16 protein-coding genes are annotated in these 17171 nt (G+C 66.9%); 8 read left to right on the top strand and 8 right to left on the bottom strand.

From position 1 onward, the window contains the following. Positions 1-10: 10 nt before the first annotated feature. The 4 genes from AC5P68_RS08750 to AC5P68_RS08735 form a co-directional block, all read right to left on the bottom strand. Positions 11-1228 (bottom strand): RNA polymerase sigma factor, encoded by a 1218-nt coding sequence (locus AC5P68_RS08750; RefSeq protein WP_033833353.1) that lies wholly within the window; start codon positions 1226-1228, stop codon positions 11-13. 106 nt (positions 1229-1334) lie between these two features. After that, positions 1335-1841, bottom strand: a complete 507-nt coding sequence (locus AC5P68_RS08745; RefSeq protein WP_495216952.1) for a pathogenicity-like protein — start codon at positions 1839-1841, stop codon at positions 1335-1337. A 4-nt stretch (positions 1842-1845) separates the two neighbouring features. Beyond that, positions 1846-2754 (bottom strand): acyl-CoA thioesterase II, encoded by a 909-nt coding sequence (gene tesB / locus AC5P68_RS08740; protein WP_033833355.1) that lies wholly within the window; start codon positions 2752-2754, stop codon positions 1846-1848. Between the two features lie 140 nt (positions 2755-2894). Next, positions 2895-3671, bottom strand: coding sequence for an enoyl-CoA hydratase/isomerase family protein (locus AC5P68_RS08735; RefSeq protein ID WP_033833356.1), 777 nt, complete (start codon positions 3669-3671; stop codon positions 2895-2897). A gap of 34 nt (positions 3672-3705) precedes the next feature. Between AC5P68_RS08735 and AC5P68_RS08730 the strand changes: the two genes are divergently transcribed. Beyond that, a complete protein-coding gene (locus AC5P68_RS08730; protein ID WP_033833357.1) occupies positions 3706-4152 on the top strand; it encodes a copper chaperone PCu(A)C in 447 nt (148 codons plus the stop codon). Positions 4153-4222: 70 nt separating this feature from the next. Here AC5P68_RS08730 and AC5P68_RS08725 read toward each other — a convergent pair whose 3' ends face one another. The 3 genes from AC5P68_RS08725 to uvrA all read right to left on the bottom strand — a co-directional run bounded on the left by AC5P68_RS08725 (position 4223) and on the right by uvrA (position 8446). Further along, positions 4223-4948, bottom strand: a complete 726-nt coding sequence (locus AC5P68_RS08725; protein WP_033833358.1) for a hypothetical protein — start codon at positions 4946-4948, stop codon at positions 4223-4225. A gap of 97 nt (positions 4949-5045) precedes the next feature. Next, positions 5046-5453 carry an acyl-CoA thioesterase gene (locus tag AC5P68_RS08720; RefSeq protein WP_033833359.1) on the bottom strand — a complete coding sequence of 136 codons (408 nt, stop codon included), beginning with the start codon at positions 5451-5453 and terminating at the stop codon, positions 5046-5048. Continuing rightward, positions 5453-8446, bottom strand: coding sequence for an excinuclease ABC subunit UvrA (uvrA, locus tag AC5P68_RS08715; RefSeq protein WP_024957497.1), 2994 nt, complete (start codon positions 8444-8446; stop codon positions 5453-5455). The genes AC5P68_RS08720 and uvrA overlap by 1 nt, the downstream gene beginning before the upstream one ends. A 318-nt stretch (positions 8447-8764) precedes the next feature. On the opposite strand from uvrA, the gene rplU reads away from it, so the two are divergent. The 3 genes from rplU (at position 8765) to cgtA (ending at position 10585) form a co-directional block, all read left to right on the top strand. Further along, a complete protein-coding gene (rplU, locus tag AC5P68_RS08710) occupies positions 8765-9073 on the top strand; it encodes a 50S ribosomal protein L21 (protein ID WP_005408557.1) in 309 nt (102 codons plus the stop codon). Positions 9074-9091: 18 nt separating this feature from the next. Next, on the top strand, positions 9092-9355 hold the full coding sequence (rpmA, locus tag AC5P68_RS08705; RefSeq protein WP_005408558.1) for a 50S ribosomal protein L27: 264 nt from the start codon (positions 9092-9094) through the stop codon (positions 9353-9355). A 177-nt stretch (positions 9356-9532) separates the two neighbouring features. Further along, positions 9533-10585, top strand: coding sequence for an Obg family GTPase CgtA (gene cgtA / locus AC5P68_RS08700; protein WP_164208177.1), 1053 nt, complete (start codon positions 9533-9535; stop codon positions 10583-10585). A 215-nt stretch (positions 10586-10800) separates the two neighbouring features. On the opposite strand, the gene rpsT is transcribed toward cgtA, so the two are convergent. Continuing rightward, positions 10801-11070: a 30S ribosomal protein S20 gene (gene rpsT / locus AC5P68_RS08695; protein ID WP_005408560.1), complete on the bottom strand. Its 270-nt coding sequence runs from the start codon at positions 11068-11070 to the stop codon at positions 10801-10803. Between the two features lie 117 nt (positions 11071-11187). On the opposite strand from rpsT, the gene murJ reads away from it, so the two are divergent. From murJ to lspA, 4 genes are all read left to right on the top strand, one after another. After that, positions 11188-12792, top strand: coding sequence for a murein biosynthesis integral membrane protein MurJ (gene murJ, locus AC5P68_RS08690; RefSeq protein ID WP_032965638.1), 1605 nt, complete (start codon positions 11188-11190; stop codon positions 12790-12792). A gap of 75 nt (positions 12793-12867) precedes the next feature. After that, the gene (locus tag AC5P68_RS08685; RefSeq protein ID WP_049404718.1) at positions 12868-13815 is read left to right on the top strand and encodes a bifunctional riboflavin kinase/FAD synthetase; all 948 of its coding nucleotides are present in this window, start codon (positions 12868-12870) and stop codon (positions 13813-13815) included. Beyond that, positions 13812-16643, top strand: a complete 2832-nt coding sequence (ileS, locus tag AC5P68_RS08680; protein WP_495216948.1) for an isoleucine--tRNA ligase — start codon at positions 13812-13814, stop codon at positions 16641-16643. Before AC5P68_RS08685 ends, ileS begins: the two co-directional genes overlap by 4 nt. Further along, entirely contained in the window at positions 16643-17167 is a 525-nt protein-coding gene (gene lspA, locus AC5P68_RS08675) for a signal peptidase II (protein WP_005408564.1), read from the top strand. The genes ileS and lspA overlap by 1 nt, the downstream gene beginning before the upstream one ends. The last annotated feature ends 4 nt before the right edge of the window (positions 17168-17171 follow it).

The following is a 17171-nucleotide window of genomic DNA, read 5'->3' as shown; positions in this document are numbered from 1 at the left end:
GCGTTGTCCGTTACACGTTTCCGTTGCGCATCAGCGCATATACCACCAGGCCGATCACGAATACGTTCGCCCCGATGATGCCGGTGCGCCCGTACACGGATTCGTATTTCCAGTTGGTTCCGCTGCGGCCGCGCCGCGCTGAATCGCGCGCGATCATGGGTGCCATCACGCGCTGCAGCGGCACCAGGCACTGGTAGCTCACCGTACCCAGGCCGATGACGAGAATCGCAAGTTGCAGCCAGATTGGCACCTGCAGCATCAGCGAGATCAGCAGGCTGGTGCAGACGACCATCGCGGTGAACGTATTGAGGTGCACGAAGCGTCGCACTGCTGTTCGTTCCTGCTGGGTGTCTGCGAAGCGCAGCAGGAAGCGGCCACCCAGGTAGCTGCCGATGATGCCGCCGATGACGCCACCGGCAACGGTGGCCCAGTCGCTGGCGGGAATCAGGTGCAGCTGGCTGGCGGCGGCCGTCAGTGAACCCATGGCTGCCCCGCCTGCGGCACTGACGCCGCCCAGGCCCAGCTTGCTGCCGCCCACGCCGACACCGGTGCCGAGCAGGATCGCTGCGCTGGCCGTGCCGGGCGCGGCCACCAGTACCATCGAAACCACCGCCGTAGCGAATGCGGCGCTCGGCGCGCTGCTGCGCGCGAACTCACCGAAGCGCTGCAGCAGGCCGTCGCGCACCAGGGCACGTGCACGTGACAGGCGCTTGCGCACGGCCGCATCGCTGAGCCCGAGCAGATCGGCGACCTGTTGCGAGCGCTGCCCTTCGCGGTAGTACAGCAGCAGGACTTCGCGGCTGTCGGCCGGCAACGCGGAGATGATGTCCTCGGCGGCGATCTCTTCTTCCACCCGCTGCAGCCGGTCGGCCGCGCCCGGTGAAGGGTCGGCGGCCATGCCCATCGCCACCTCGGCGGCCTCGCCGGTCAGCGGCCGGCCACGTTGTGCACGCAGCCAATCGCGGGCCAGGTTGCGGGTGATCTGCCGAAGCCAGGGCAGGAAACTGGTCGAACTGCGCAGCTGGTGCAGCTGCTGCCAGCCCTTGACGAAAGCCTCCTGCGCGATGTCCTCGCTGGCCTGGCGGTCGCGGGTGATGGCCAGCGCGATGGCGGTGACCGTGTTCTGGCAGGCCAGCACGATGCGGCCATAGGCGTGCTGGCAACCGCTGGCGGCGGCCGGCAGTTCGCGTTCCAGGGTCTGGTCGATCGATGCGGCGAACGTCGTCATGGCGGCGGCTCTCCTGCGGGGATTGTGTCCCATGACGGAGCCGCGCGCCCAATGTGACCGACTTTCTGTGCGGTAGTGCCGGCCAGCGGCCGGCACTACCCGTGCGTTACTTGGAGGGCTGGATGCGGACCCGCACTTCTTCCTCTTCCGGCGCGGCCTGCGGTGCCGGCTGTGCCCGCTGCGGCTGGGCCTGCGGGGCAGGGGCCGGTGCGACCGGTGCCGGGGCACCACGATGGCGCAGGCCGATCACCAGCGCCACGCCGGCGATCACCACCAGCAGGGCGATGCGGATGCGCCAGGCCCAGCTGCGGCCGCCGCTACCCGGTTCCGGCGCGCGGAAGGCGAACTCGGCGGTCGGGTGGTCGCGACGGGTGGTGTCGAGCAGGCGCGCCTCGCGCAGGATTTCACGCGCGCGCGGCTGGTCGTCGGCGCGTACGATCCACACCGCCGGATAGGCGTTGGCGTTGCCCAGGTCGGTATAGCTGAACTGACCGCGGCGGCGGGTCTTGTACGAGCGCCCGTTGGTCACCTTGACGTCGATGCCATGCTCGCGCAGGAGCTCGGCCACGCCTTCGACGGTTTCCACGCGCTGGCTGCTGAAGATCTGGCGCATGGGGTTACTCCTTGGCTGGCACGGCAGCGGCCGTGGCCTGGTCGGGAACGACGCGGATCAGGCCTTCCTGCGCGGTGCTGGCCACCAGCACGCCATTGCGGGTGAAGAACTGGCCGCGGGCCAGGCCGCGCGAATCCTGCGCGCTGGGGCTGTCCAGCGAATACAGCAGCCAGTCGTCGGCGCGGAACGGGCGGTGGAACCAGATGGCGTGGTCGAGCGAGGCCATCTGCACGTGCGGGTGGTAGTAGCTGATACCGTGCGGGAAGGTCGCCGTGCCCAGCAGGTGGAAGTCGGAGGCGTAGGCCAGCAGCGCCTGGTGCAGCTCCGGCGCATCGCCCACCGGTTCGCTCAGGCGCAGCCACACCTGGTGGTAGGGCGGGCGCTTGGGTGGGTTCAGTTCGTCGCGCGGGTACACGTGGCGGAACTCGAACGGGCCACCGCGCGACAGCCAGCGCTGTACCTTGATCGGCAGCCGCTCCAGCACTTCGGCCGGCAGCGGACGGTTCGGTTCGATGTCTTCCGGCTGCGGCACTTCGGGCATCTTGTGCTGGTGCTCGGCGCCGGTTTCGGCCTGCTGGAACGAGGCCGCGCAGAAGAAGATCACCTTGCCGTGCTGGATCGCGGTGACCCGGCGCACCGAGAAGCTGCCGCCATCGCGGGTGCGGTCCACGTCGTAGACGATCGGGTGGTCGATGTTGCCGGCGCGCAGGAAGTAGGCGTGCAGCGAGTGCACGTGGCGGCCATTGTCGACCGTGGCCTGCGCTGCGGCCAGCGCCTGGCCCAGCACCTGCCCGCCGAACACGTACTTGGTGCCGATGTCGCGGCTCTGCCCGCGGAACAGGTTGTCCTCCAGCCGCTCCAGCGTGAGCAGGTCGATCAGCTCGGAGACGACGGGTTCGGGCGTGTCGTTCAAGGGGGGCGGCCACAGCAGTGAAGAGGCCCCGATTATACCGGTGCAGGCCAGCCCATCATCGGTAGTGCCGGCCGCTGGCCGGCAACCACAGGCGTCCCGGAAGGATTGCCTGGTTGCCGGCCAGCGCCCGGCACTACCGTTTACTTGCCCAGCCGGGCCACCAGGGCCTGCAGCGCGTTCTGCGCATCCGGGGCGAACCAGGCCTCGACGAAGCGGGCCAGCTGGATCAGGTCCGGGTGCAGCGCCTCATGCAGGTCGGCGCGGGCGATGGCGCGGGTCAGCAGCATCGGTTGGCGCGGCTGCTTGAGCAGGTTCTGCAGCCAGGCAATGGCGCGTGCCACCACCAGGTCTCCCTCGGCCAGCTCATCCACCAGGCCGATCTGCAGCGCCTGTTCGGCCGGCACCAGCGAACCGGTGGTCAGCAGCACGCCGGCGCGGTGCACGCCCACCGCACGGCGCAGCAGGCGCTGGATGCCCTCCGGCGCGATCAGGCCGACCTGCACTTCGTTCAGGCCGATGGCATACGGCCGCGACGGATCGGCGCTGCGCGCCATCACCCGGTAGTCGCAGCACAGGGCCAGCACGCAGCCACCCGCCGGGGCGTGGCCGGTGATCGCCGCGACCACCGGAATGCGGCTCTCGGCCAGCGTGCGCACGGCGCCAAAGAAGGCGTTCCAGGTGTCCAACAACTTGTGCTTGTCATCGCCATGCGAGAGCAGGTGCGGCACGTCCATGCCGCCGGTGAAGACGCGCTCGCTGCCAGACAGCACGATGCCATGCGCGTCTTCGGCCATGGCCAGCTCGATGGCATGGATCAACTGCCGGCACAGTTCGGTGTCCAGTGCGTTGACCGGCGGCCGTGCCAGGCGCAGTTCGCGGATGGGGCCATGGTTGATCACCTCGATGAGCGTCGTCATGCTGCGGTCTCGTTGCGAAGAAGGAACCTGGGCGATGATAACCAAACCATTCGTTGGCGTACTGTGGGTCCTGTGTGCGACCGCAGCATCGGCCTCGGCCGCCGAACCGGCGTGCGTCACGGTGGAGCAGGGCTGGGCGCGGTTGCCTCCGAATCCGGCAATGCCGATGACCGCCGGCTACGGCGTCATCCACAACGGCTGCAGCAAGGCGATGGCGATCACCGGCGCGACCAGCAGCAGCTTCGGTGATGTGTCGCTGCACGAGACCACGATTGTCGACGGGGTCAGCCGGATGCGCGCGATCGAGCGCCTGCCGCTGGCAGCCGGCGCGCGTGCCGAGCTCAAACCCGGTGGCCTGCACCTGATGCTGATGCAGGGCAAGGGTGCGTTGAAGGAAGGGCAGGTGCTGCCGCTGCGGCTGCAGCTGGAAGGTGGTAGCGAAGCGAGTGCGACGTTGACCGTGCGCAAGGCCGCGCCGTAGCGGGATGGCAGTGCCGGCCGCTGGCCGGCAACTCGGTATGCCGGCCAGCGGCCGGCACTACCAAACAGGCTTACGACCAGTCGTAAGAGAACAGCACCGTGCGGCTGACCGGCTCGTACAGCATCACGATCGCGTCGGCACCGGTGGCGCACCAGTTGTAGCCGGCTACGTCGGCCACGGCGAAGAATTTGTTGCCATTGCGGGTGATGATCACCGTTTCGGCATCGTCCGCAGCGTTGGGGTCATCGGCCGCCTCGGTGAAGCCCAGTTCGAAGGCTGCGGGAATCTCCGCGGTCTCGGTCCAGTTGCCGAAACCAATGGGGCCACCCAGCGTATCCAGATAATCGCGCTCGCTGGCCTCACCCTTGCCGTAGCGCGAGTAGCAGGCGAGACGACCGTGCGTGGCATGGTAGTCGCGGGCCTTGGCGTAGCTCTCGCGCATCTGCGCGATGTGTTCCTGTGCGTCCTTGTCCTGTACCGCATCGCCGATGAAATAGCCCTCGTTGCCGAGGAAGCGCATCTGGTTGCCGGCGGTCAGTTCGAAGGCGATCCAGTTGGTGCCGGTGAAATCGTTGTGGTGGTCTTCGGTGGTCTCGCCGATGCAGCCGTCGTACGGCTCGATCGGGCACAGCATCGTTGCCACCTGGCCAGCCAGTTCCGGGCGCAGCACGCCCAGGTCGATCTTCAGCAGCGGCAGCAGGTGCTGGCCGAGCCAGGCCTGGTCGGCGGGAAAGACGTCGGTGGGGAAGGGGACCATGCCGGGCAGCAGGTCGCGCAGTTCGGTCTTGTGGATCATGTCAGTCCTTTGATCAGTGTCGGTCGTGCCGGCCGCTGGCCGGCAACCTCATTGCAGCCAAAGCGTGCCGACCAAGGTCGGCACCCACCAGGGCGCGTCAGGTAGAGGCGCTGCGGATCGCCTCCGGCAGCGGTGCGCTCTTGCCGGTCTGGGTATCCATCCAGACCACCACCACGTTGCCATCGGAATACAGCTTCGAATCGTCCTGCTGATCGACGATGCGGTGGCCGATGGTCACGCTGCTGTTGCCCAGGCGCTCGACGAACAGTTCGACCACGATGTCGTTGGGCCACACGATCGGCAGCCGGTAATTGACGTTGGTCGCGGCCACCACCGGTGCGATGCGGTCGGTCATCGATACGCCGTCCACGCCCAGCATCCAGCGCACGCGCGCTTCCTCCAGGTAGGAAATGTACTTGGCGTTGTTGACGTGGCCCATGCTGTCCATGTCACGCCAGCGCACGCTGATCGGGATGCGGGCCAGGATCTTGTGTTCGCTGCTCATCAGGCGTCCTTCTTCTTGGTCGTGCTCTTGCTGGCCTTGCCGGTGCTCTTGGCAGCCACCGCCTTCTTCGCCACCTTGGCCGGCTTCTCAGGCTTCACCTTGCGCGGCGGGCGGGCATCGGGCTTGTTGGCCACGGCGGCCGGCTGTTCCGGGCGCGCGCTGGTGGATGGCAGCATGCGGGCCAGGAACTGGCCGGTGTACGACTGCGGGCAGGCCGCCACGTCTTCCGGCGTGCCGGTGACCAGGATGGTGCCACCGCGATGCCCGCCTTCCGGGCCCAGATCGACGATCCAGTCGGCGGTCTTGATCACGTCCAGGTTGTGCTCGATCACCACCACCGTGTTGCCCTCGTCGCGCAGCTTGTGCAGCACGCCCAGCAGCGCTTCGATGTCGTGGAAGTGCAGGCCGGTGGTCGGCTCGTCGAGGATGTACAGGGTGCGGCCGGTATCGCGGCGCGACAGTTCCTTGGACAGCTTCACGCGCTGCGCTTCACCACCAGACAGCGTGGTCGCGCTCTGGCCCAGCTTGATGTAGCTCAGGCCGACGTCGACCAGCGTTTCCAGCTTGCGCGCGATCGACGGCACCGGCTCGAACAGCTTCAGCGCATCCTCGACGGTCATTTCCAGCACGTCGTTGATGTTGAAGCCCTTGTACAGGATCTCCAGCGTTTCGCGGTTGTAGCGCTTGCCATGGCAGACATCGCACGGCACGTACACGTCCGGCAGGAAGTGCATCTCGACCTTGATCAGGCCGTCGCCCTGGCAGGCTTCGCAGCGGCCGCCGCGCACGTTGAAGCTGAAGCGGCCCGGCGAATAGCCACGCGCGCGCGCTTCAGGCACCTGTGCGAACAGTTCGCGCAGTGGAGTGAACAGGCCGGTGTAAGTGGCCGGGTTGGAACGCGGGGTGCGGCCGATCGGCGACTGGTCGATGTCCACCACCTTGTCGAACAGGTCCAGGCCATCGATCTCCTTGTACGGGGCGATCGGGTGCGAGGAACCGTTGATCTCGTTGGCGGCCAGCGAGAACAGGGTGTCGTTGATCAGGGTCGATTTGCCCGAGCCGGACACGCCGGTCACGCAGGTCAGCAGGCCCGACGGGATCGCCAGGTCCACGCCCTTCAGGTTGTTGCCGCTGGCCCCGCGCAGGTGCAGGGTCATCTTCGGGTTCGGTTTGTGCCGGCGCGCCGGAATCTCGATCGCGCGCTTGCCGGACAGGTACTGGCCGGTCAGCGAGCGTGGGGCTTCCAGGATGTCCTGCAGGGTGCCCTGGCCGACGATCTCGCCGCCGTGCACGCCCGCGCCCGGGCCGATGTCCAGCACGTAGTCGGCCAGGCGGATCGCATCCTCGTCATGCTCCACCACGATCACCGTGTTGCCCAGGTCGCGCAGGCGGGTGAGGGTGCCGAGCAGGCGTTCGTTGTCGCGCTGGTGCAGGCCGATGGACGGCTCGTCGAGCACGTACATCACGCCGACCAGGCCGGCGCCGATCTGGCTGGCCAGGCGGATGCGCTGTGCCTCGCCACCGGACAGGGTGTCGGCCTTGCGCTCCAGGGTCAGGTAATCCAGGCCGACGTCGACCAGGAAGCCGAGGCGTTCGCCGATTTCCTTGACGATCTTCGCGGCGATTTCGCCACGCCAGCCCGGCAGGCTCAGTTCGCTGAAGAACTTCAGCGCCTCGTCGATCGGCAGCACCACCAGGTCCGGCAGCGGGCGGTCGGCCACGAACACGTTGCGAGCCGCCTTGTTCAGGCGCGCGCCGTGGCATTCCGGGCACGGCTGCTCGCTGATGTACTTGGACAGTTCTTCGCGCACCGCCGGCGACTCGGTTTCCTTGTAGCGGCGTTCGAGGTTGGGAATGATGCCCTCGAAGCGGTGCTTGCGCTGGGTGCGGCCACCGGCTTCGGTGAAGTAGGTGAAGGTGATCGCTTCGTCGCCGCTGCCGTACAGCACGGCCTGCTGCACCTTGGCCGGCAGCGAGTTCCACGCCGCGTCGACGTCGAACCTGTAGTGCTTGGCCAGCGAGGCGATCAGCTGGAAGTAATAGGCGTTGCGACGATCCCAGCCGCGCACCGCACCGGCGGCCAGCGACAGTTCGGGATGCACCACCACGCGCGAGGGGTCGAAGAACTCGGCCATGCCCAGGCCATCGCAGCCGGGGCAGGCGCCCATCGGTGCGTTGAACGAGAACAGGCGCGGTTCCAGCTCCGGCAGCGAGTAATCGCAGACCGGGCAGGAATACTTGGAGGAGAACAGCGTCGGCGCGGTTTCGGTGTTGTCCAGGCTCTGCACCGAGGCCATGCCGTCGCCCAGCTTCAGCGCGGTCTCGAAGCTCTCGGCCAGGCGCTGCTTGATGTCCTCGCGCGGGCGGAAGCGGTCGATCACCGCCTCGATGGTGTGCTTCTGGCGCAGTGCCAGCGGCGGCACCGCGTCGATTTCATGCAGCTCGCCGTCCACGCGCACACGGACGAAGCCCTGCGCACGCAGCTGGTCGAACACCTGCGCATGCTCGCCCTTGCGGTCGCGGATGACCGGCGCCAGCAGCATGTAGCGCTGTTCCGGGTCCAGCGTCAGCACCTGGTCGACCATCTGGCTGACCGTCTGCGCTTCCAGCGGATAGCCGTGGTCCGGGCAGCGCGGGGTGCCGACGCGGGCGTACAGCAGGCGCAGGTAGTCGTAGATCTCGGTGATCGTGCCGACGGTCGAACGCGGGTTGTGCGAGGTCGACTTCTGCTCGATCGAGATGGCCGGGGACAGGCCTTCGATGTGGTCCAGGTCCGGCTTTTCCATCACGCTCAGGAACTGGCGCGCATAGGCCGACAACGACTCGACATAGCGGCGCTGGCCTTCTGCATAGATGGTGTCGAACGCCAGCGAGGACTTGCCCGAGCCGGACAGGCCGGTGATCACGATCAGCTTGTCGCGGGGCAGGTCGAGGTCGAGGTTCTTCAGGTTGTGCGTCCGCGCGCCGCGGATGCGGATGAAATCCATCGCCATGGGGGATCCGGTTGTGGGGGCGTTGGCTGGGTGCCGGGCCAGCAGGGAACGGCAATCGGTCAGCCTACCGAGGTGACCAGATGGGGGCAATGGGCGACAATGCCAGCCCGGTGTCTCACCTTGTGAGACAGGCCGTCAGCCAGGGGTCAGATCCCTGGCTGACGGCGTGAAAAGGGTTCTGACCCCTTTCCGGTGCCGTCTCCTTCGACGTTCAGGGGTTGACTTGACCCGCGCCCGCTGATCTGCGTACAATTCCGCTCCTGTCCGCCCTCGATGGCGGCAGCTCAGACCACAATAACTACAGAGGAAGGCCTGGTCATGTACGCAGTACTGGTCACCGGCGGTAAGCAATACCGCGTGGCGCAGGGCGAGAAGCTCCGCATTGAAAAGCTCGAAGTCGAAGTCGGCAGCGAGATCAAGTTTGACAACATCCTGATGCTGGGTGACAGCGACGGCGTGAAGCTGGGCGATGCGCTGAAGGGCGCTGCCGTCACCGCCAAGGTCCTGTCCCAGGGTCGTGCTGACAAGGTCCGGATCATCAAGTTCCGTCGCCGCAAGCACCACATGAAGCGTCAGGGTCACCGTCAGTACTACACCGAAATCGAGATCACCGGCATCGCCGGCTAAGCATCAGGAGAAGCAGTCATGGCACATAAAAAGGGCGTAGGCTCCTCGCGCAACGGTCGCGACTCCAACCCGAAGTACCTGGGCGTCAAGATCTTCGGCGGCCAGGCCATCGAAGCCGGCAACATCATCGTGCGTCAGCGCGGCACCCAGTTCCACCCGGGCACCGGCGTTGGCCTGGGCCGTGACCACACCCTGTTCGCCCTCGTGGACGGCAAGGTGGAGTTCTCGGTCAAGGGCGCCAAGAAGCGTCGCACCGTCAGCATCGTCTCGGCCGACGCCTGATCCAGGCATCGCCGGCGCCCGTGCCTCGGCATGGGGGTGCTGCATGAAGAGCCCCGCTTCGGCGGGGCTTTTCGTTAGAGTTGAAGCAAGACCGGCCAGGCCGGGCTGCCGGCCATCGGCAGGCATAACATTCAAGGTGGCGGCCGGCAGGCCGCGCCCATCGCAGGCATCGAAACAATGAAACTGGTAGACGAAGCAGAAATCGAAGTGTTCGCCGGCAACGGCGGCAACGGCTGCATTGGCTTCCGTCGCGAGAAGTTCATTCCGCTCGGCGGCCCGGACGGCGGCGACGGCGGTGCGGGCGGCAGCGTGTACATCCGCGCCGACGAAAACCTGAATACCCTGGTCGACTTCCGCCATGACCGCATCTTCAAGGCGCAGCGTGGCGAGAACGGCATGGGCCGCCAGGCCTACGGCAAGGGCGGCGAAGACCTGACCATCACCGTGCCGGTCGGCACCGTGGTGATCAACGTTGCCACCGATGAAGTCATCGGCGACCTGACCCAGCACGGCGACCGCCTGCTGGTGGCCAAGGGCGGCCGCGGTGGCCTGGGCAACATGCACTTCAAGAGCTCGACCAACCGCTCGCCGCGCCAGGCGCTGCCGGGCGAGCCGGGTGAGGAGCGCACGCTGAAGCTGGAGCTGAAGCTGCTGGCCGACGTCGGCCTGCTGGGCTTCCCCAACGCCGGCAAGAGCACCCTGATCCGTGCCGTTTCGGCGGCGACGCCGAAGGTGGCCGATTACCCGTTCACCACGCTGTACCCGAACCTGGGTGTGGTGAAGGTGGAAAACTACCGCAGCTTCGTGATCGCCGACATCCCGGGCCTGATCGAAGGCGCGGCCGACGGTGCCGGCCTGGGTGCGCAGTTCCTGCGCCACCTGCAGCGCACCCGCCTGCTGCTGCACCTGGTGGACATCTCGCCGATGGAGGGTGGGGTGGAAGGTATTTCCCCGGTCGAGCAGGTGCGCGCCATCGAGCGCGAGCTGGAAAAGCACGATCCGGAACTGCTGCAGAAGCCGCGCTGGCTGGTGCTGAACAAGGCTGACCTGATGTTCGAGGATGAAGCGAAGGCTGCGGCCGAGCAGATCGTCGCCGACCTGGGCTGGAAGGAGCCGTGGTTCCTGGTCTCCGCGCTGGGTCGCGAAGGCACCTTCCCGATCATGAGCCGGATCATGGCCTTCTTCGATCGCCAGAAGGAAGAAGAGCAGGAAGCCCGCGACGCGCAGTAATGCTGTTGTGGTTCCATGCGAAAAACCCGGCTTTGGCCGGGTTTTTTTTGTTCCCCGGTAGTGCCGGCCGCTGGCCGGCATTCCTCGGGGTTGCCGGCCAGCGGCCGGCACTACCGGATCGCGCGGACCCCGTGGATCGCTGGCAACAAAAAACCCGGCCGGGGCCGGGTTCTTGTCTGCTGCCCGGCCCCTAAGGGCAGGGCGGCAACGCCGGATCAGGCGGCCTTGAGGGCCTTGATGCGGTCGTTCAGGCGGCTCTTGTGGCGAGCAGCCTTGTTCTTGTGGATCAGGCCACGCGCGCTGAAGCGATCCAGGATCGGCTGGGCAACGGCGAAGGCGGCTTCGGCGCCGGCGGCATCGTTGGCGTCCAGCGCCTTGATCACTTTCTTGACAGCGGTGCGCAGCATCGAGCGCTGAGCCACGTTGCGCGCGTTGCGCACGACGGTCTGCTTGGCGCGCTTCTTGGCGGACTTGATATTGGCCACGGTGGTGGTTTCCTGAAAAAATCGGTGTTATGGGAACAGCAAGCTAGCTAGTATGATGGCGTAAGAAATGCACGTCAAGTCGATTGTCAAGAGGGACGCTGAGTGAGTTCACCCAAGTTGTTGCGGGGCCTGCTGTCGTTCAGCAGCATGACCATGGTCTCGCGCGTTCTCGGACTTGTCCGGGACTTCGTGGTGACCACCACGTTCGGCACCAACGCCATCACTGATGCTTTCTGGGTCGCCTTCAGGGTACCCAATTTCCTGCGGCGTTTGTTCGCCGAAGGCTCTTTCGCCACCGCTTTCGTGCCCGTGTTCACGGAAGTGAAGGAGACCCGCAGCCACGCCGAGCTGCGTGAACTGATGGCCCGCACCGCCGGCACCCTGGGCGGGGTGCTGATGCTGGTCACTGCGCTGGCGCTGATCTTCGCGCCGCAGCTGGCCTCGGTCTTCTCCAGTGGCGTTGATACCGATCCGGTCAAGCAGGGCCTGCTGGTCGACCTGTTCCGCCTGACCTTCCCGTTCCTGTTGTTCGTGTCGCTGACCGCCCTGGCCGGCGGCGCGCTGAACAGCTTCCAGCGCTTCGCCATGCCGGCGCTGACCCCGGTCATCCTCAACCTGTGCATGATCGCCGGCGCGCTGTGGCTGGCCCCGCGGCTGGGCGGCACCCCGGAAAAGCAGATCCTGGCGCTGGGCTGGGCGGTACTGGCTGCCGGCATCCTGCAGCTGCTGTTCCAGCTGCCCTCGCTGAAGGGCATCAACCTGCTGACCCTGCCGCGCTGGGGCTGGAGCCATCCGGGCGTGCGCAAGGTGATGACGCTGATGGTGCCGACCCTGTTCGGCTCCTCGGTGGCGCAGATCAACCTGCTGCTGGACACCGTCATCGCGGCCAAGCTGACCGATGGCTCGCAGTCCTGGCTGTCGCTGGCCGACCGCTTCCTGGAGCTGCCGCTGGGCGTGTTCGGCGTGGCGCTGGGCACGGTGATCCTGCCGGCGCTGGCCCGTCACCACGTCAGCACCGACCGCGAAGGCTTCTCGCGCTCGCTGGACTGGGGCCTGCGCATGACCCTGCTGATCTCGGTGCCGGCCATGCTGGGCCTGCTGCTGCTGGCCGAACCGCTGATCGCGACCATCTTCCAGCACGGCCAGTTCAGTGCCTTCGATACCCGCATGACCGCGCTGTCGGTGTACGGCCTGAGTTTCGGCCTGCCGGCGTTCGCCCTGCTGAAGGTGGTGTTGCCAGCGTTCTACGCACGCCAGGACACCAAGACCCCGGTGCGCGCGGGTGTGGCCGCGCTGGTGGCCAACATGGTGTTCAACTTCGCCCTGCTGGCGGTGCTGTACCAGGTCATGGTGCCGGACGAGCTGAAGGCGCAGGGCGTGATGGCGGCCATCGGCAAGCAGCCGGGCCTGCATCTGGCGCTGGGCATTGCCAGTGCACTGTCCAGTTACCTGAACCTGGGCCTGCTGTGGTACTGGCTGGGCAAGACCGACGTCTACCAGCGCCGGCCGGGCTGGGGCGGCTATCTGCTGCGACTGCTGCTGGCCTGTGCGGCCATGGTTGGTGTGCTGCTGGCCCTGCTGCACTGGCTGCCAGGCTTCTCGGCGATGAGCGTGTGGGAGCGGATCGGCAGCCTGTCGCTGCTGGTCGGCGGTGGCGGTGCCACCTACGCGGTAGCCATGCTGGCGATGGGCTTCCGCCCGCGCGATCTGCGTGGGCATTGATCGCGGCTTGTGGCGGCTATACTTCAGGGTTACACCATTGAAGCGGCGGCCCCGGTCGGGCCGGAACGAGAGTTGATGAGCAGGCTGTTCAGAAGCGTCGAGGGCGGGGGGTTGTTCCCCAACGGAAGCGTGGTCTGTATCGGTGCATTCGACGGCCTCCACCTGGGCCATCGTGCGCTGGTCCGCCACGCGGTTGCCCGCGCGCGCGCCTTGGGCGTGGCCGCCGTGGCCGTGGCGTTCGAGCCGCTGCCGCGTGAGTTCTTCGCCCAGGGCACACCGCCGCCGCGGCTGACCCTGGCGCGCAGCAAGGTCGAGATCCTGCGCGAGCTCGGTGTCGATGCGGTCGGCCTGCTGCGATTCGACGCGGCGATGGCAGCGATGCCGGCCGAGGCCTTCGTGCGCCAGTTGCTGGTCAAGCGCCTGAGTGCGCGTGAGGTCTGGATCGGCCCAGAGTTCTGCTTCGGCAACCGCCGCCGTGGCGACCTGGCTCTGCTGCAGAAAATGGGTGCCGAACTGGGTTTCACTGCGGGCGAAATTGAAGCGGTCGACCTGCATGGCGAACGCATTTCCAGCACCCGCATCCGCCAGCTGCTGCAGCAGGGCGACTTCGCCCGTGCCAACGACCTGCTGGGCCGTCCGTACGCGATCAGCGGCCGGGTGGTGCGCGGGCGCCAGCTCGGCCGTACGCTGGGCTTCCCCACCGCCAACCTGCGGTTCCCGAAGACCCCGGCGCTGTCGGGCATCTACGCGACCTGGGTGCATGGCGTGTTCGACCAGCCGTGGCCGTCAGTGTCCAGCTTCGGCACCCGCCCGACGGTGGAGGGCGTGGAGCCGCTGCTGGAAGCCCACCTGTTCGATTTCCAGGGCGACCTGTACGGGCGCCACATCGATGTGGAGTTCGTCGCCAAGCTGCGCGACGAAGAGAAATTCAATGATCTGGCGGCGCTGACCGACCAGATGCACCGCGACGCCGAACAGGCGCGCGCCATCCTTTCCGAACATAGATTGCGAGCCACTGCGTGAGCCAGGACTACAAGACCACCCTGAACCTGCCAGCCACCGAATTCCCGATGCGCGGCGATCTGCCCAAGCGCGAGCCGGGCATTCTGGCGCGGTGGGAAGAGCAGGGGCTCTACCAGCAGCTGCGCGACAACGCCGCCGGCCGCCCGCTGTTCGTGCTGCACGATGGCCCGCCGTACGCCAACGGCCGCATCCACCTGGGCCACGCGGTCAACAAGATCCTGAAGGACATCATCGTCAAGTCGCGCTACCTGGCCGGCTTCGATGCGCCCTACGTGCCGGGCTGGGACTGCCATGGCCTGCCGATCGAGATCGCGGTGGAAAAGAAGTGGGGCAAGGTCGGCACCAAGCTCGACGCCGTTGAATTCCGCCAGAAGTGCCGCGAGTTCGCCGAAGAGCAGATCAACATCCAGCGCGTGGACTTCAAGCGCCTGGGCGTGACCGGTGACTGGGACAACCCGTACAAGACCCTGAGCTTCGACTTCGAAGCCAACGAGATCCGTGCGCTGTCCAAGGTCGTGGCCAACGGCCACCTGGTGCGTGGTGCCAAGCCGGTGTACTGGTGCTTCGACTGTGGCTCGGCGCTGGCCGAGGCCGAGATCGAGTACCAGGAAAAGGAATCGCCGGCGATCGACGTGGCCTACGCCGCACGCGATGCGCAGGCCATCGGCCAGGCGTTCGGCGTGAGCGTGCCGGCCGACGTGGACGTGGCCGTACCGATCTGGACCACCACCCCGTGGACGCTGCCGGCCTCGCTGGCGGTGTCGCTGGGCGCGGAGATCACCTACGTGCTGGCCGAAGGCCCGGCGCACCACGGCAAGCGCCGTTGGCTGGTGCTGGCTGCGGCGTTGGCCGAGCGCGCGCTGCAGCGCTATGGCGTCGAAAACGTGGTGCTGCACGGTGAAACCACCGGTGCGGCGCTGGAGAACCAGCTGCTGGCGCACCCGTTCTACCCGGAGCGCGAGATCCTGGTGCTCAACGGCGACCACGTCTCCGACGAGGACGGTACCGGTGCGGTGCACACCGCCCCCGGCCACGGCCAGGAAGACTTCGTGGTCAGCCAGAAGTACGGCCTGCTGGACAAGTACAACGCCGGCCAGGTGACCCCGATCGACGGCCGTGGCGTGTACCTGGAATCGACCCCGCCGGCCGGTGACGTGGTGCTGGCTGGCCAGCACCTGTGGAAGGCGCAGGAGGCCATCGTCGGCGTGCTGCGCGACAACGGTGCGCTGCTGGCGTTCCATCCGATCCGCCACAGCTACCCGCACTGCTGGCGCCACAAGACGCCGGTGGTGTTCCGCGCCACCCCGCAGTGGTTCATTTCGATGGACAAGGCCAACCTGCGCAACGATGCGCTGGCCGCCATCGACACCGTGGGCTGGTTCCCGACCTGGGGCAAGGCGCGCATCCAGAGCATGGTCGACGGTCGCCCGGACTGGACCATCTCGCGCCAGCGCACCTGGGGCGTGCCGATCGCACTGTTCACCCACCGGCAGACCGGCGAGATCCATCCACGTTCGGTGGAGCTGATGCAGCAGGTCGCCGACCGCGTCGAAGCCGAAGGCATCGACGTGTGGTACTCGCTGGATGCCGCCGAACTGCTGGGCGCTGAAGCCGCCGACTACGAGAAGGTCACCGACATCCTCGACGTCTGGTTCGATTCGGGCGTGACCCATGAAGGCGTGCTCGCCGCGCGTGGCTTCGGCAAGCCGGCCGACCTGTACCTGGAAGGTTCCGACCAGCACCGTGGCTGGTTCCAGTCCTCGCTGCTGACCGGCGTGGCGATCGACAAGCGCGCCCCGTACAAGCAGTGCCTGACCCACGGCTTCACCGTGGATGAGCACGGCCGCAAGATGTCCAAGTCGCTGGGCAACGGCATCGAGCCGCAGGACATCATGAACAAGCTGGGCGCGGACATCCTGCGCCTGTGGATCGCCTCGGCCGACTACAGCAACGAGATGTCGCTGTCGCAGGAGATCCTCAAGCGTAATGCCGATGCCTACCGCCGCCTGCGCAACACCGCACGCTTCCTGCTCGGCAACCTGGACGGTTTCGATCCGGCCCAGCACCTGCGTCCGCTCGACCAGATGGTCGCGCTGGACCGCTGGATCGTGCATCGCGCGTGGGAGCTGCAGGAGAAGATCAAGGCGGCCTACGACGGCTACAACATGGCCGAGATCGTGCAGCTGCTGCTGAACTTCTGCAGCGTGGACCTGGGCTCGCTGTACCTGGACGTGACCAAGGACCGCCTGTACACGATGCCGACCGATTCGCACGGTCGCCGTTCGGCACAGAGCGCGATGTACCACATCGCCGAAGCGTTCACCCGCTGGGTGGCGCCGATCCTGACCTTCACCGCCGACGAGCTGTGGGGCTACCTGCCGGGCGAGCATGCCGGCCATGTGCTGTTCACCACCTGGTACGACGGCCTGGCGCCGCTGCCGGCCGATGCCCAGCTCAACGCCACCGACTTCGACCAGTTGCTGGCTGTGCGCGAGCAGGTGGCCAAGGTGCTCGAGCCGATGCGTGCCAACGGCGCCATCGGTGCCGCGCTGGAAGCGGAGATCACCATTGCCGCCAACGAGGAGCAGGCCGCGAAGTGGCAGCCGCTGGCCGATGAACTGCGCTTCCTGTTCATCAGTGGCGACGTGCAGGTGCGCCCGGCGACCACCGACGAGGTGTTCGTCAGCGCCCAGCCGACCACCAAGGCCAAGTGCGTGCGCTGCTGGCACCACCGCGCCGACGTCGGCAGCAACGCCGATCATCCGGAACTGTGCGGCCGTTGCGTGAGCAACGTGACCGGCGCCGGCGAAGTGCGGAGCTGGTTCTGATGGCCGCGCCCCGTCCGCATCCGAACGCCCTGGTCTGGCTGCTGCTGTCGGCGGCCATCATCGGCCTGGACCAGTGGTCCAAGGCCTGGGTTCTGTCGAGCCTGCCGGAGTTCCAGCCGGTGGTGGTCATCGACGGCTTCTGGAACTGGTACCGCACCTACAACACCGGCGCCGCGTTCAGTTTCCTGAGCGACGCCGGTGGCTGGCAGAAGTACTTCTTCACCGCGCTGGCGATCGCCATCAGCGGCCTGATGGCGTGGTGGCTGCGCGGCACCGCGCGCGGCAACTGGAAGGCCGCGGTGCCGTATGCGCTCATCATCGGCGGCGCCATCGGCAACGTGATCGACCGCCAGGTGCACGGCCACGTGGTCGACTTCATCCAGTGGTACGTGGGCAGCTACACCTGGCCCTCGTTCAACATCGCCGACTCGGCCATCGTGGTGGGTGCCATCGGCATCGCCCTGTTTGGCCTGTTCGACGGCAAGTCCGCCAAAAAGGCGGATAATGCCAATCCGAAACCGTAAGCCG

It is taken from the genome of Stenotrophomonas sp. YJH_SMC_58, assembly GCF_059369635.1.
The sequence above is the reverse complement of the archived record's forward strand: the minus strand, read 5'-3'. Positions and strand labels throughout refer to the sequence as shown.

What these genes read in the sequence shown, in the direction of transcription:
- AC5P68_RS08750 (WP_033833353.1), bottom strand. Translation starts at nt 1,228, where the DNA reads ATGACGACGTTCGCCGCATCGATCGACCAGACCCTGGAACGCGAACTG.
- AC5P68_RS08745 (WP_495216952.1), bottom strand. Translation starts at nt 1,841, where the DNA reads ATGCGCCAGATCTTCAGCAGCCAGCGCGTGGAAACCGTCGAAGGCGTG.
- AC5P68_RS08735 (WP_033833356.1), bottom strand. Translation starts at nt 3,671, where the DNA reads ATGACGACGCTCATCGAGGTGATCAACCATGGCCCCATCCGCGAACTG.
- AC5P68_RS08730 (WP_033833357.1), top strand. Translation starts at nt 3,706, where the DNA reads ATGATAACCAAACCATTCGTTGGCGTACTGTGGGTCCTGTGTGCGACC.
- AC5P68_RS08725 (WP_033833358.1), bottom strand. Translation starts at nt 4,948, where the DNA reads ATGATCCACAAGACCGAACTGCGCGACCTGCTGCCCGGCATGGTCCCC.
- AC5P68_RS08720 (WP_033833359.1), bottom strand. Translation starts at nt 5,453, where the DNA reads ATGAGCAGCGAACACAAGATCCTGGCCCGCATCCCGATCAGCGTGCGC.
- uvrA (WP_024957497.1), bottom strand. Translation starts at nt 8,446, where the DNA reads ATGGCGATGGATTTCATCCGCATCCGCGGCGCGCGGACGCACAACCTG.
- rplU (WP_005408557.1), top strand. Translation starts at nt 8,765, where the DNA reads ATGTACGCAGTACTGGTCACCGGCGGTAAGCAATACCGCGTGGCGCAG.
- rpmA (WP_005408558.1), top strand. Translation starts at nt 9,092, where the DNA reads ATGGCACATAAAAAGGGCGTAGGCTCCTCGCGCAACGGTCGCGACTCC.
- cgtA (WP_164208177.1), top strand. Translation starts at nt 9,533, where the DNA reads ATGAAACTGGTAGACGAAGCAGAAATCGAAGTGTTCGCCGGCAACGGC.
- AC5P68_RS08685 (WP_049404718.1), top strand. Translation starts at nt 12,868, where the DNA reads ATGAGCAGGCTGTTCAGAAGCGTCGAGGGCGGGGGGTTGTTCCCCAAC.
- lspA (WP_005408564.1), top strand. Translation starts at nt 16,643, where the DNA reads ATGGCCGCGCCCCGTCCGCATCCGAACGCCCTGGTCTGGCTGCTGCTG.